General features: G+C 62.5%; 12 protein-coding genes and 4 tRNA genes. 12 read left to right on the plus strand and 4 right to left on the minus strand.

Features of this window, described 5'->3' with window-relative positions:
- Positions 1–45: 45 nt before the first annotated feature.
- The 5 genes from DNK10_RS06180 to DNK10_RS06200 all read left to right on the plus strand — a co-directional run bounded on the left by DNK10_RS06180 (position 46) and on the right by DNK10_RS06200 (position 1218).
- A tRNA-Ala gene (locus tag DNK10_RS06180) sits at positions 46–121 on the plus strand.
- 58 nt (positions 122–179) lie between these two features.
- Positions 180–255, plus strand: a tRNA-Glu gene (locus tag DNK10_RS06185).
- A 51-nt stretch (positions 256–306) separates the two neighbouring features.
- A tRNA-Ala gene (locus tag DNK10_RS06190) sits at positions 307–382 on the plus strand.
- A 48-nt stretch (positions 383–430) separates the two neighbouring features.
- Positions 431–506, plus strand: a tRNA-Glu gene (locus DNK10_RS06195).
- A 277-nt stretch (positions 507–783) separates the two neighbouring features.
- On the plus strand, positions 784–1218 hold the full coding sequence (locus DNK10_RS06200; protein WP_131178513.1) for an acyl-CoA thioesterase: 435 nt from the start codon (positions 784–786) through the stop codon (positions 1216–1218).
- Between the two features lie 4 nt (positions 1219–1222).
- Here the strand turns inward: DNK10_RS06200 and DNK10_RS06205 are convergent, their stop codons facing one another.
- Positions 1223–1612: a hypothetical protein gene (locus tag DNK10_RS06205; protein WP_131190942.1), complete on the minus strand. Its 390-nt coding sequence runs from the start codon at positions 1610–1612 to the stop codon at positions 1223–1225.
- Positions 1613–1787: 175 nt separating this feature from the next.
- Between DNK10_RS06205 and DNK10_RS06210 the strand changes: the two genes are divergently transcribed.
- Positions 1788–2768: a tRNA dihydrouridine synthase gene (locus DNK10_RS06210; RefSeq protein ID WP_131178511.1), complete on the plus strand. Its 981-nt coding sequence runs from the start codon at positions 1788–1790 to the stop codon at positions 2766–2768.
- A gap of 10 nt (positions 2769–2778) precedes the next feature.
- Here DNK10_RS06210 and DNK10_RS06215 read toward each other — a convergent pair whose 3' ends face one another.
- Positions 2779–3525: an SDR family oxidoreductase gene (locus tag DNK10_RS06215; RefSeq protein WP_131178510.1), complete on the minus strand. Its 747-nt coding sequence runs from the start codon at positions 3523–3525 to the stop codon at positions 2779–2781.
- Positions 3526–3915: 390 nt separating this feature from the next.
- Between DNK10_RS06215 and DNK10_RS06225 the strand changes: the two genes are divergently transcribed.
- Positions 3916–4362 carry an Hsp20 family protein gene (locus DNK10_RS06225; protein ID WP_131178508.1) on the plus strand — a complete coding sequence of 149 codons (447 nt, stop codon included), beginning with the start codon at positions 3916–3918 and terminating at the stop codon, positions 4360–4362.
- Between the two features lie 53 nt (positions 4363–4415).
- On the opposite strand, the gene DNK10_RS06230 is transcribed toward DNK10_RS06225, so the two are convergent.
- Positions 4416–7343, minus strand: a complete 2928-nt coding sequence (locus DNK10_RS06230) for a GGDEF domain-containing phosphodiesterase (RefSeq protein ID WP_131178507.1) — start codon at positions 7341–7343, stop codon at positions 4416–4418.
- Positions 7344–7431: 88 nt separating this feature from the next.
- A complete protein-coding gene (locus tag DNK10_RS06235) occupies positions 7432–8337 on the minus strand; it encodes a LysR family transcriptional regulator (RefSeq protein ID WP_131178506.1) in 906 nt (301 codons plus the stop codon).
- A 157-nt stretch (positions 8338–8494) separates the two neighbouring features.
- Here DNK10_RS06235 and leuC point away from each other — a divergent pair, with 157 nt between their 5' ends.
- The 5 genes from leuC (at position 8495) to asd (ending at position 13794) form a co-directional block, all read left to right on the plus strand.
- Positions 8495–9922 carry a 3-isopropylmalate dehydratase large subunit gene (gene leuC / locus DNK10_RS06240; RefSeq protein WP_131178505.1) on the plus strand — a complete coding sequence of 476 codons (1428 nt, stop codon included), beginning with the start codon at positions 8495–8497 and terminating at the stop codon, positions 9920–9922.
- A gap of 10 nt (positions 9923–9932) precedes the next feature.
- Positions 9933–10580 carry a 3-isopropylmalate dehydratase small subunit gene (gene leuD / locus DNK10_RS06245; RefSeq protein ID WP_131178504.1) on the plus strand — a complete coding sequence of 216 codons (648 nt, stop codon included), beginning with the start codon at positions 9933–9935 and terminating at the stop codon, positions 10578–10580.
- A 22-nt stretch (positions 10581–10602) separates the two neighbouring features.
- The gene (locus tag DNK10_RS06250; protein WP_131178503.1) at positions 10603–11367 is read left to right on the plus strand and encodes a class I SAM-dependent methyltransferase; all 765 of its coding nucleotides are present in this window, start codon (positions 10603–10605) and stop codon (positions 11365–11367) included.
- Between the two features lie 177 nt (positions 11368–11544).
- Positions 11545–12627 (plus strand): 3-isopropylmalate dehydrogenase, encoded by a 1083-nt coding sequence (gene leuB, locus DNK10_RS06255; protein WP_131178502.1) that lies wholly within the window; start codon positions 11545–11547, stop codon positions 12625–12627.
- 54 nt (positions 12628–12681) lie between these two features.
- Entirely contained in the window at positions 12682–13794 is a 1113-nt protein-coding gene (gene asd, locus DNK10_RS06260; protein ID WP_131178501.1) for an aspartate-semialdehyde dehydrogenase, read from the plus strand.
- The last annotated feature ends 26 nt before the right edge of the window (positions 13795–13820 follow it).

Consider the following 13820-nt stretch of genomic DNA (forward strand, 5'->3'; position numbering starts at 1 on the left):
GACAGGGTGCGGGGCCGCACTTAACATGCGCCCCGTCCTCGAGATGGGGCTATAGCTCAGCTGGGAGAGCGCTTGCATGGCATGCAAGAGGTCGACGGTTCGATCCCGTCTAGCTCCACCAATCTCGATAGCCACAATCGGTTCTGCGGAACGGGTTGAGTTGTAAAGAAGGGCCTTGCGTCCCCTTCGTCTAGTGGCCTAGGACACCGCCCTTTCACGGCGGTAACAGGGGTTCGAGTCCCCTAGGGGACGCCATTATTTCCAGCCGCATTGCTTCGGCGATGTGTGTCGAGAGACGTTAAATCCGGGGCTATAGCTCAGCTGGGAGAGCGCTTGCATGGCATGCAAGAGGTCGACGGTTCGATCCCGTCTAGCTCCACCAATTCCACGACAGGCCAGCCTAGCGCTGGCCTTGTTCTTCGAAGGTTTCGTCCCCTTCGTCTAGTGGCCTAGGACACCGCCCTTTCACGGCGGTAACAGGGGTTCGAGTCCCCTAGGGGACGCCAGTTTTGCCCGCTCTGCGGGATTTTTAAGGGTCACTTCTCCGGAAGTGGCCCTTTTGTTTTTGTGCACTCGAAAAGCCGTGACTGCCAGACGCGTGGCGCCCGATGCGGCTTGCACTGAAACGTCAACAGCCCCTAATGTCTGGCCCTGAACATCGTTCTGGCCGATAGAGGATCGTTGCATGAAGCTGACAATGGATGCCGTGCTGCAGCAGGCGCGACCGGTTTTGCCGGCAGTCGACGAGGCCTGCGAACCGGCCGGTAATCGGGAGTGCTATTCATGAATTGGGATCGTCCCGATCCTTTCATCCTCGAGCTGATGGTCGGCGACGAGGATATCGACGGCCTTGGGCACGCCAATAATGCCGTCTACGTGGCCTGGCTGGAGCGTTGCGCCTGGCGTCACTCGCAGTCGCTCGGGCTGGATCTGGTCGAGTATCGTCGCCTCGATCGCGCCATGGCGGTGGTGCGTCATGAGATCGATTACCTGAGCAGCGCCTATGAGGGCCAGGAGCTGCTGATGGGGACGTGGATCGTCGAGTCCGATCAGCGCTTGAAGATGGATCGCTGCTTCCAGCTGGTTCGTCCGCAGGATGGCGTGACGTTATTGCGTGCGCGAACCACTTTCGTCTGCATCGAACTGTCCAGCGGACGCCCGAAGCGCATGCCGGCCGAGTTCGTGGATGGTTATGGCAAGGCGCTGTTACCGGCCTAGGACGCTACTGCTGCGGTGCCAGAAACAACTTCTGCTCTTCATAAATCGCCTGGTAACGCCGGGTTTCGCCGGGCAGCAGCAAAATCGACTGGCTGCTTACCAGATCGATCTCCGCGCAGAAACCTTCCCGTGAAGGCGTGAGCACGATGCTGCGTTCGCCGCTGGGCACATCCAGTGTCACGCTCTCGCCCGCCGGTATAGGCACCAGCAACTGCTCGTCCATGCGTAACTGCAAGTCGCAGGCATTGGGCGCATTGCGGTCGCGGCTGACGATAAGCTTGGCGCTGGCTGCCGGGTCGATGGGTACGCCTTCGGATATCGGCGTCCCGGCGAAGCTGGCTGGCGTGGACAGTAGCGATGCGAGCAGGCTGCCGGTTAGCAGGCGTCGAATCATGGTGGCTCCAGGCAATGGATCGATACTGCAATGGACTGCGAGTGGCTGGCGGATGTTCAGCTCGCCGGTGGCTGTGCTGCCCGGCTGGGCACCGCTACACTACGCGCCGCTTTGAAGTAGTCGTTGGCGTGCCTTGCGACTTTCCAGGATTCCGCCATTTTTCGAGAGAACAGCTATGCAGATCGCCCTGGCGCCCATGGAAGGATTGGTCGATGAAATCCTTCGCGATGTGCTGACCCGGGTCGGTGGTATCGACTGGTGCGTGACCGAGTTCATCCGGGTCACTGACCGCGTGCTACCGCGATCTACATATCGCAAGCTGGCCCCGGAGCTGTTCAACGGCGCAAGAACCGCCGCGGGCACACCGCTGCGCGTGCAGTTGCTCGGCTCCGACCCCCAGTGCCTCGGTGACAATGCGGCCTACGCCTGCACCCTGGGTGCGCCGGTGATCGACCTCAACTTCGGCTGCCCGGCCAAGACCGTCAACAAGTCGCGGGGCGGAGCGGTGTTGCTCAAGGAGCCGGAATTGCTGCACGCGATTCTGCGTGAGGTGCGCCGCTGCGTGCCGGCCGCCATTCCCGTCACGGCCAAGATGCGCCTGGGCTTCGATCACAAGGACTGGGCCATCGATTGTGCCCAGGCGCTGGCCGAGGGCGGCGCTTCGCAGATCGTCGTGCATGCGCGTACCAAGGTCGAGGGCTACAAGCCGCCAGCCCATTGGGAGTGGGTGGCGCGGGTGCAGGAGGCCGTGGCGGTTCCGGTGTACGCCAACGGCGATATCTGGTCGCTGGACGACTGGCGGCGCTGTCGTGAGGTGAGCGGCGTCGAGGACATCATGCTCGGTCGCGGCGTGGTGGCGCGGCCCGACCTGGCGCGGCAGATCGCCGCCGCGCGGGCAGGGCAGGACGCCGGAGTCATGACCTGGGAGGAGCTGCAGCCGCTGCTGGCGGATTTCTGGCTACAGGCACGGCGCAAGATTTCCCCGCGCTATGCACCGGGGCGCCTGAAGCAATGGTTGGCCATGCTCACGCGCAGCTATCCGCAGGCCGTGGAGTTGTTCGCTAAATTGCGCCGGGAAACCAGTTGCGAACATATCGACGCATTACTCGGCGTAGCCTTTGCGCCGCGCGAGCAGGACGACCGTCAGGCGGTTTAGCCAAGGCGACTCAACGGCCACCGCTGACGTCGAGCAGGGTGCCGCTGGTGTAGGAAGCCTGGTCGCTGGCCAGCCACAGGATCGCTTCGGCCACTTCCTCGGCGAGCCCGCCCCGAGCCAGAGGGATGCTCTTGGCAATACGGGCGACGCGCTCCGGTTCGCCACCGCTGGCATGGATCTCGGTGTCGATCACGCCGGGGCGCACGGCATTGACGCGGATGCCATCGGCGGCCAGTTCCTTGGCCAGCCCAACCGTCATGCTGTCCACGGCTCCCTTGGCGGCGGCGTAGTCGATATATTCCTCAGGCGCGCCCAGGCGGGCGGCGATCGACGACACGTTGACGATGGCGCCGCCGCGTCCGCCCTGGCGGGTGGACATGCGTTTCACCGCTTCGCGGCTGCACAGAAAGCTGCCGAACACATTGGTGGCGAAGACCCGCTGCCAGCGTTCCAGGGTCATCGCCTCCAGGCGCATCTGTTGCTCCAGGATGCCGGCATTGTTGACCAGCACGTCAAACCGGCCCAGGCGCTCATCGACGGTGGCGAACAGGCGCCTGACCTCCGTCTCGTTCGCCACATCGGCCTGCAACGCCAGGGCTCTACCGCCGGCGCGAGTGATCTCGCTGACCAGCTCTTCGGCCGCACCGGCCTGCTGGCGATAGTTGATCGCCACCGCATAGCCGCGTTGCGCGGCCAGGCGGGCGGTGGCGGCGCCGATACCACGGCTGGCGCCGGTGATCAGAATCACTTTGCTCATCGTGAAAACTCCCTTTTTTGCCGGCCCTTGAAATTTTTTCGGGCAGCCATATTTTTAGCACTGCGGGATGCCGAAGTCGGGTCTCGCACCTAGGGTCTGTTGACGTTTCAGCGCGAGCCGCGTTGCCGCGAGAAATCTCGCCAGGCTAGGCGGAGGACGCCGGTAATGGTCGTTCCCTTGCCAAGTCCTCCAACAACGCATGGCGAGATTTCCCGCGCAACCCGTAGGGCCGGGCCCGTTTTACCGCGATGCTGCGTTTCTCGCCGGCTCATTTGGCCAGCCAAACTTCGCAGCTCGTGCCTTGCCTCGCGGCAAAACGGGCTCCGGCGCGGCCGTGCGTGAAACGTCAACAGACCCTAATTCACTCGCTGAAAAATCAGGAGCTTTACCATGAGCAATGCATTTTCCATGACCCCGCTGTTTCGTCAGTCCATCGGTTTCGACCGTTTCAACGACCTGTTCGAGTCGGCGATGCGCAACGAGACGGGCAGCAGCTATCCCCCTTACAACGTCGAGAAGCATGCCGACGATCAATACCGCATCGTCATCGCAGCGGCCGGCTTCCAGGATGAAGACCTGGATCTGCAAGTCGAGCGCGGCGTGCTGACCGTGACCGGGGGCAAGCGCGCAGGCAATGGCGAGAATGTCACCTACCTGTATCAGGGGATCGCCCAGCGTTCCTTCAAGCTGTCGTTCCGCCTGGCCGACCATATCGAAGTCAAGGGTGCCAGCCTGGTCAATGGCCTGCTCAACATCGAGCTGGAGCGCCTGGTTCCAGAAGAGGCCAAAGCCAAGCGCATTCCCATCGGTGCTGCGCGCCCGGCGCTGGAGAGCTGATCTCCCGCTTCGGCAATCAGCCAGAAAGGCGCCCGCGTGGCGCCTTTTCTGTTTCAGTCGAGCCGCGGGCGCTGGCTGGTATGGGCCAGCAGGGCGCGGAACTCGGCCAGTGGCTGTGGCCGGCTGAACAGGTAACCCTGATAACAGTGGCAGCCCTGGCTTTGCAGGAAGTCCAGCTGGCTCTGCTGCTCCACGCCCTCGGCGATGACCTCCAGGCCCAGGCTCAAGCCAAGCGCTACGACAGCGCGGATGATTTCCGCATCGCTGGAATTGCTGGTGGCGTCGCGCACGAACGATTGATCGATCTTCAGTACGTCCACCGGCAGGCGCTTGAGGTAGGTGAGCGACGAGTAGCCGGTACCGAAATCGTCCATGGCGAAGCTCACGCCCAGCTGCCGCAGGCGATTCATCTTGGCGATGGTGTCGTCGATGTCCTGGATGACGATACCTTCGGTGATCTCCAGCTTGAGCATGCCCAATGGCAGTTTGTTCTTGAGCAGGCATTGCTCTACCCGCTCGACGAAATCGTTCTGGCGGAACTGCCGGGTGCTGATATTCACGCAGAGACTGAAGTGCTCATCAATGATGTGCTCTTCCAGCAACTGGGCGCAGACATGGCAGGCTTCGACCATCACCCAGGCACCGATCTCCAGGATCAGCCCGCTTTCCTCCAGCACGTGGATGAACAGCGCTGGTGACTGTTCGCCAAGGGTTGGATGGGCCCAGCGCAGTAGTGCTTCGGCGCCGATGATCTGGTCGTTGCGTGCGTCCACCTGGGGTTGGAAATAAAGCTCGAATTCGCCGCGGGACAGGGCCAGGCGCAGCTCGTTCTCCAGGCGCAAGCGTTCGCTGGCGGCGTGTTGCATGGTGCTGTGGAACAGCTGAACGGCATTACGGCCGGAATCCTTGGCGCGATACAGGGCGATGTCAGCGCGCTTGAGCAGGTCGGCCGGGGTCTGACCGTGATCCGGGATCAGCGCGATGCCAATGCTTGGTGTCACCTGCAGGCGGTGACCATCGAGCAGCATCGGCTCGGTCAGCAGTTTGCGCAGCTTGTCGGCAGCGCTGCGGGCATGGCTGATGACCTGGTTGAGCTTGCCCTCGATACCGGTCAGCAGCACCACGAACTCGTCACCGCCCAGGCGGGCCACGGTGTCCTCCTCGCGCACGCTGACTTCCAGGCGTGCGGTGACCAGCTTGAGTACCGCATCGCCGACCGGGTGGCCGAGCGAATCGTTGATGTGCTTGAAGTGATCGAGGTCGAGAAACAGCAGGGCACCGCGCAAGCCGTGGCGTTGCAGCAGGGCGATCTGCTGGGTCAGGCGATCCATCAGCAGGGCGCGGTTGGGCAGGTTGGTCAGTGGATCGTGATAGGCCAGGTGCTGGATCTGCGCCTGGGCAGCCTTGAGCTCGCCAATATCGCGGGCGGTGAGCAGCAGGCAGGGTTGCCCATCCAGTTCGATCTGCTCGACCGACACTTCGACCTCCAGATGGCGACCGTCGCGATCCCAGGCGCGCATTTCCATACGCTGGATGTGTCCGTCGTCACGCAGCGTATCGAGCATGCGCTGGCGCTGTTCCGTATCGGCCCAGATATCCAGCTCCGCGGAGGTTCGGCCAACTACCTCGTCAGCACTGTAGCCGGTGAGGCGGGTGAAGCCGTCGTTGACCTCGATATAACGGCCGCTGTCACGGGTGGTGATGGTGATGGCGTCCGGGCTGGAGTGAAAGGCCTTGGAGAATTTCTCCTGGCTGGCCTTGAGCGCTGCTTCAGCACGCTGCTGCTCGGTGATGTCGCGAAAGGTGGTCAGCACGCAGGGTTGCCCGCTGAGCTCCAGGCGTCGGCATGACACCACGCAGGTCATGCTATGGCCTTGGGGGTCGAGCAGGTCGATGCGTTCGTCGGTGAGATCCGTACCGTTGAAGATTTTCTGACGCAGGCCCGAGGCTTCTGGCAAGGCTTGCCAGGGCTTGAGCTTGAAAATATTGCGCCCGGTGATTTCCGCGGAGCGCCAGCCGAACGCCTGGCTAAAGGCCGGGTTGATCTCCAGAATGCGGCCGTGCGGCAGTGTGGTCACGCAGATTGGATCCGGGCTGGCCTGGAACACGGTGGCGAATTTGCGCTCGGAAGCCTGCAGGCGCTGTTCGCGCAGGGTGCGTTCGCTGATGTCGATGAGGATGCCGGTCATGCGTACGGGCTGGTTCTGGGCATCACGATAGAGTTTGGCGGTGCTCTCCAGATAATGCACCTGCTTGTCCGGGTACACCGTGCGATAGGTGACCTGATAGTCCTGGCCATTGTTCGACAGCAAATCCCGGTAAGCCTGACGCATGGTCTGGCGGTCATTCATGGGTACGTGGACGAAAAAATCCAGGAAGGGGCCGTGGAAGGGTTCGGCCGGTAGTCCGTGCAAAGTGGCCGCGCGTGACGAGGTGAACATGGTGTTGCTGGGAATGTGCCAGTCCCAGGTGCCCAGATCAGCCGACTCGAGCGCCATGCGCAGGCGCTCCTGGCTATCGGCCAAGGCCTGTTCCTGGGTGCGTTGGCGGCTGATGTCGCGGATTACCCCGAACATCCTGTGGTGGCCTGCGTCACCAGCCTGCAGGCTTCCGGTGATTTCCAGCCAGTGCAGGCTGCCATCCGGCCAGTGGATGCGGTGGCGGATCGGCTCTGGATTGGGCGAGCCGTCGAGCACGGCCTGGAACATGCGCAGGACTTCGCTGCGGTCTTCTTCAGGGATCAGTGCGATGTAATCGACAGGAGCGCTCAGCGGGCTGTTGGGGTCGAGGCCAAACAGCTTCTGCGCTCCGCGCGACCAGTTGACTTCGCCCGTGTCGATATTCCAGAACCAGGCACCCAGCCCGGCGCCATTGAGGGCGGCCAGCAGATGTTGGGAGTCGTGCCAGGTCTTCTCGAACTCGGCAGGGTCGAGCGCCGGGACGTAGGGCAATGGCGGGCGTTTGTCATTGGAGTTGCCCATAACCCTTCCTCTACAAAAAGGACGGCAGAACATGCAGTGAGGCTATCCGTCGCGCAGCATGATGCGCGACGGATAGCCTGCATAGGTATCACGTTAGCCGTTGCCCGGGCGCGAAAGCAAGATTGTCACGCTGGCTGTCGAGCAACTGCATGAAGGCTCTGGCCGCGTTGGATAGGGTGCGTTCCGTATGCACGATATAGCCCAGCTGGCGCGACAGCTGAATGCCCGGCAGGGGCAGACGGGCGACCTGTTCATCGAGCATGGTGCGCGGCAGCACGCTCCAGGCCAGACCGATGGACACCATCATCTTGATGGTTTCCAGGTAGTTGGTGCTCATGGCGATGTTGGGTGTCAGGTCTTCGGCCTCGAACAGGCGCTGCACGATGTGGTGGGTAAAGGTATTGCCGCCGGGAAACACTGCCGGGTGCAGGGCGACATCGGCCAGCGTCACGCCGCCGCTCTGTGCCAGCGGATGCTCCGGAGCCGTGACGAAATCCAGCGGGTCGTCCCATACCGCGACGGCGCGTACCGGCTCCCGGGTATCGGGCGCCAGGGTGATCACCGCCAGTTCGGCGCGGCCATGGAACACCTCGTCATAAGCCACTTCCGAATCGAGAAACTGGATGTCCAGGGCTACCTGCGGATAAGCGCGGGTAAAGGCGCGCAGCAGTGGCGGCAAGCGGTGCAGGCCGATGTGGTGGCTGGTCGCGAGGGTCAGACGACCGGTGATCTCGCCGTTGAGGTTGGTCAGCGCGCGGCGTGTGTCCTCCAGCACGTTGAGAATCTGGTAAGCGCGCGGCAGCAAGGCGCGGCCTGCCTCGGTCAGGCTCACTTCGCGACCCAGGCGGTCGAACAGGCGCACCCGCAACTGTTGCTCCAGGCTGGCGATGCGTTTGCTCACCGCCGGCTGGGTGAGGTGCAGGCGCATCGCCGCCTCGGAAAAACTGCCGAGTTCGGCGATGGCGATAAAGGCGTTGAGGGTGGCCAGATCCATTGGGAGTCCGTGGCTGAAATCGAGGGTTCTCGCATTCTGTCAGGGAATGCTTTGGATGAAAAATATGAATTTGAGTAATTTGACGCCTGGTCGTAGCATTACCCCATAAGCCAAAGGGCTATTGCCCGGGCATAGAAAGACCGATGAGGACAGGCTGATGGCAGGCAAGACGCTCTACGACAAGTTGTGGGAAATGCACGAAGTGAAGCGACGCGACGACGGTTCGTCGCTGATCTACATCGACCGCCACATTCTTCACGAAGTGACGTCGCCCCAGGCTTTCGAAGGCCTGCGTCTGGCCCAGCGCAAACCCTGGCGCATCGATGCCAACATCGCCACGCCCGATCACAACGTGCCGACCACCCGCGCCGAGCGCCTGGGTGGCCTGGACGCCATCGCCGATGAAGTCTCGCGCATCCAGGTCAAGACTCTGGACGAGAACTGCGACGACTTCGGCATCCTCGAATTCAAGATGAACGACGTGCGTCAGGGCATCGTTCACGTGGTCGGCCCGGAGCAGGGCGCCACCCTGCCGGGTATGACCGTGGTCTGCGGCGACTCGCACACCTCCACCCATGGCGCTTTCGGCGCACTGGCCCACGGCATCGGTACGTCCGAGGTCGAGCACGTGCTCGCCACCCAGTGCCTGGTCGCCAAGAAGATGAAGAACATGCAGGTGCGCGTGGAAGGCAAGCTGCCATTCGGCGTCACCGCCAAGGACATCGTGCTCGCGGTGATCGGCAAGATCGGCACCGCCGGCGGTAACGGCCATGCGCTGGAGTTCGCCGGCAGCGCGATCCGCGAGCTGTCCCTCGAAGGGCGCATGACCATCTGCAACATGTCCATCGAGGCTGGCGCTCGTGTCGGTCTTGTGGCCGTGGACGAAAAGACCCTGGCCTACGTCAAGGGCCGCCCGTATTCGCCTAAAGGCGAGCACTGGGAGCAGGCCGTTACCCTGTGGCGCGACCTGGTGTCCGATGCCGATGCGCATTTCGATACCGTGGTCGAACTGCGTGCCGAAGACATCAAGCCGCAAGTCAGCTGGGGGACTTCGCCAGAGATGGTGCTGGCCGTCGACCAGAACGTGCCGGATCCGGCCCGCGAAAGCGACCCGGTGAAGAAGGATTCGATCACCCGCGCCCTCAAGTACATGGGGCTCGCCGCCAACCAGCCGATCACCGATATCCAGCTGGATCGCGTGTTCATCGGCTCCTGCACCAACTCGCGTATCGAGGATCTGCGCGCCGCCGCTGAGGTGGCCAAGGGCCGCAAGGTCGCGGGTACCATCAAGCAGGCGCTGGTCGTGCCGGGCTCTGGTCTGGTCAAGGCCCAGGCGGAAAGCGAAGGCCTGGACAAGATCTTCATCGAGGCCGGTTTCGAATGGCGTGAGCCAGGCTGCTCCATGTGCCTGGCGATGAACCCGGACAAACTCGGCAACGGCGAGCATTGCGCATCGACCTCCAACCGCAACTTCGAAGGCCGCCAGGGCGCCGGTGGCCGTACCCATCTGGTCAGCCCGGCCATGGCCGCCGCTGCTGCGGTGACCGGTCGCTTCATCGACGTTCGCGAATTGATCCAGGCCTGAGGAGCACGACATGACACCTTTCACTCAACACACCGGCCTGGTCGCTCCCCTCGATCGTGCCAACGTCGATACCGACCAGATCATTCCCAAGCAGTTTCTCAAGTCGATCAAGCGCACCGGCTTCGGCCCGAACCTGTTCGACGAGTGGCGTTACCTGGATGTCGGTCAGCCGAATCAGGACAACTCCAACCGTCCGATCAACAAGGATTTCGTGCTGAACTTCCCGCGCTACCAGGGCGCCAGCGTGCTGTTGGCCCGCGAGAACTTCGGCTGCGGCTCGAGCCGTGAACACGCACCCTGGGCGCTGGACGAATACGGTTTTCGCACCGTGATCGCGCCGAGCTTCGCCGACATCTTCTTCAACAACAGCTTCAAGAACGGCCTGCTGCCGATCATCCTCGCGGAAAGCGAAGTGGATGCACTGTTCGAGCAGGCCGAGGCCCAGGAAGGCTATCAACTGACCGTCGATCTCGCGGCGCAAACCGTGACCCGTCCTGACGGTGTGCAGTACAGCTTCGAAGTCGATGCCTTCCGCAAGCATTGCCTGCTCAACGGCCTTGATGATATCGGCCTGACCTTGCAGGACGCTGACGCGATCCGCGCTTTCGAAGTCGGTTATCAGCAGCGTCAGCCCTGGTTGTTCGGCGCTATCAAGTAACAGCGTCGCTGGAGAGTCGCAGATGACGGATAAAGGTCACGCAGGGGTGGTACAGCGCCAGTTCGGTGAGCAGGCCAACGCTTATCTGACCAGTACGGTGCATGCCCAGGGCAGCGAATTCGCCCTGTTGCAGGCCGAAGTCAGCGGGCATGACCAGGCTCGTGTGCTCGATCTGGGCTGCGGTGCTGGGCATGTCAGCTTCCAGATTGCGCCGCAGGTGGGCGAGGTGGTGGCTTATGACCTCTCCGAGCAAATGCTCGAGGTGGTCGCCCGTGCTGCTGCAGAGCGTGGTCTGAACAATCTGCGCACCGTGCACGGCGCCGCTGAGCGACTGCCTTTCGCCGAGGGCGAGTTCGATTTCGTCTTCAGCCGTTACTCGGCGCATCACTGGAGCGATCTCGGCCTGGCCCTGCGTGAGGTGCGTCGAGTGCTCAAGCCCGGTGGCGTGGCCGCTTTCATCGATGTCGCGTCGCCGGGCCGGCCGTTGCTGGACACCTACCTGCAGAGCGTCGAGGTGCTGCGCGACACCAGCCATGTGCGTGACTATTCGCCGGCCGAATGGCTGCGTCAGGTCAGCGAGGCGGGCTTGCAGGTGCGCAGCCATACCCGGCAGCGTCTGCGTCTGGAGTTCGCTTCCTGGGTCGAACGGATGCGCACGCCGCAGGTGATGCGTGAGGCGATCCTGGCCTTGCAGGGGGCTGTCGGCGAGGAGGTGCGCGAGTACTTCGAGATCACCGCGGACGGCTCTTTCAGCACCGATGTGCTGGTGCTCTGGGCGGAAAGATAAGGTTACGTGTTGTCTGTCGATGGGCCGTGCGTACCATTGACCCATGCTGCCTGGGCGTCGAACATGGCGCCCTTTTCGGCAGGGCAGAGGTCGCAGGCCTGTTCAGGTTTCTAAATGTCGCAGGCATTTGACCCATAGATGGGGGCGTGCGACCTGGGTTTCGTGAAGGAAAAAACGATGAGCAAGCAGATTCTGATTCTCCCCGGTGACGGTATCGGCCCGGAAATCATGGCCGAAGCAGTCAAGGTGCTGCGCCTGGCCAACGACAAGTTCGCCCTGGACTTCGAGCTCTCGTTCGACGAGCTGGGCGGTGCTGCCGTGGACAAGTATGGCGTGCCCCTGGCCGACGAAACCCTGGAGCGCGCACGCGCTGCCGATGCCGTGCTGCTTGGCGCAGTGGGCGGGCCGAAGTGGGACAAGATCGACCCGGCCATCCGCCCGGAGCGTGGCCTGCTGAAGATCCGTTCGCAACTGGGCCTGTTCGCCAACCTGCGTCCGGCGATCCTCTATCCGCAACTGGCCGATGCCTCATCGCTGAAGCCGGAAGTGGTCGCGGGCCTGGATATCCTCATCGTGCGCGAGCTGACCGGTGGCATCTACTTCGGTCAGCCCCGCGAGAGCAAAGTACTCGATAATGGCGAGCGCATGGCCTACGACACGCTGCCGTACAGCGAAAGCGAGATCCGCCGTATCGCCAAGGTCGGTTTCGACATGGCCCGCGTTCGCGGCAACAAGCTGTGCTCGGTGGACAAGGCCAACGTGCTGGCCTCCAGCCAGCTGTGGCGCACGGTGGTCGAAGAAGTGGCCAAGGATTATCCTGACGTCGAACTGAGCCACATGTACGTCGACAACGCCGCCATGCAACTGGTGCGTGCGCCCAAGCAGTTCGATGTGGTGGTCACCGACAACATGTTCGGCGACATCCTGTCGGATGAAGCTTCCATGCTCACCGGTTCCATCGGCATGCTGCCGTCTGCTTCGCTGGATGCCAACAACAAGGGCATGTACGAGCCGTGCCACGGTTCGGCGCCGGATATCGCCGGGCAGGGCATCGCCAACCCGCTGGCGACCATTCTCTCGGTATCCATGATGCTGCGTTACAGCTTCAATCAGACCCAGGCCGCCGATGCCATCGAACTGGCCGTGAGCCGCGTGCTCGATCAGGGTCTGCGTACCGGCGATATCCACTCGGCGGGTACGACCAAGGTCGGCACGGCGGCGATGGGTGATGCGGTAGTCGAAGCGCTGCGTAGTCTGTAATCTTCCAGGCCGCTGGAACTTGTCCGGCGGTTTGTTCATATAGGTGTAGTGGTTATGAAACGTGTAGGTCTTATCGGTTGGCGTGGCATGGTGGGTTCCGTACTCATGCAGCGCATGCTGGAAGAACAGGATTTCGATCTGATCGAGCCGGTGTTCTTCACTACCTCCAATGTCGGCGGCCAGGGCCCGGCCATCGGCAAGGAAACCGAGACGCTCAAGGATGCTTACAGCATCGATGAGTTGAAAGGTCTGGACGTGATTCTCACCTGTCAGGGTGGCGACTACACCAACGAAGTCTTCCCCAAGCTGCGCGAAGCCGGCTGGCAGGGCTACTGGATCGATGCAGCGTCCTCGCTGCGCATGGCCGACGACGCGGTGATCGTGCTCGATCCGGTCAACCGCAAGGTCATCGACCAGCAGCTCGACCTGGGCGCGCGTAACTACATCGGTGGCAACTGCACCGTCAGCCTGATGCTGATGGCGCTGGGTGGTCTCTACGAAGCCGGTCTGGTCGAGTGGATGAGCGCCATGACCTATCAGGCGGCTTCCGGTGCCGGTGCGCAGAACATGCGCGAACTGATCAAGCAGATGGGCGCGGTCAACGCCAGTGTGGCGGATGAGCTGGCCGACCCGGCCAGCGCCATTCTCGATATCGACCGCAAGGTGGCCGAAGCCATGCGCGGCGATGCGTTCCCGGTCGACAACTTCGGCGTACCGCTGGCTGGCAGCCTGATTCCTTACATCGACAAGGAACTGCCTAACGGGCAGAGCCGCGAAGAGTGGAAGGCCCAGGCGGAAACCAACAAGATTCTCGGTCGCTTCAAGAACCCGATTCCGGTCGATGGTATCTGCGTACGCATCGGCGCCATGCGCTGCCACAGCCAGGCACTGACCATCAAGCTGAACAAGGATGTGCCGCTGTCCGATATCGAAGGGCTGATCAGCCAGCACAATCCCTGGGTCAAGCTGGTGCCGAACCATCGCGAAGCCAGCATTCGCGATCTCGGCCCGACAGCCGTCACGGGCACGCTGAGCGTGCCGGTCGGGCGTCTGCGCAAACTTAACATGGGCTCGCAATACCTGGGTGCCTTCACCGTGGGTGACCAACTGCTATGGGGGGCGGCCGAGCCACTGCGCCGCATGCTGCGGATCCTGCTGGAGCGCTAAGAACCTGTTCACGATCTTTGTGTACT

Origin of the sequence: Phytopseudomonas daroniae (assembly GCF_004327275.1) — a bacterium.
Taxonomy (GTDB): domain Bacteria; phylum Pseudomonadota; class Gammaproteobacteria; order Pseudomonadales; family Pseudomonadaceae; genus Aquipseudomonas; species Aquipseudomonas daroniae.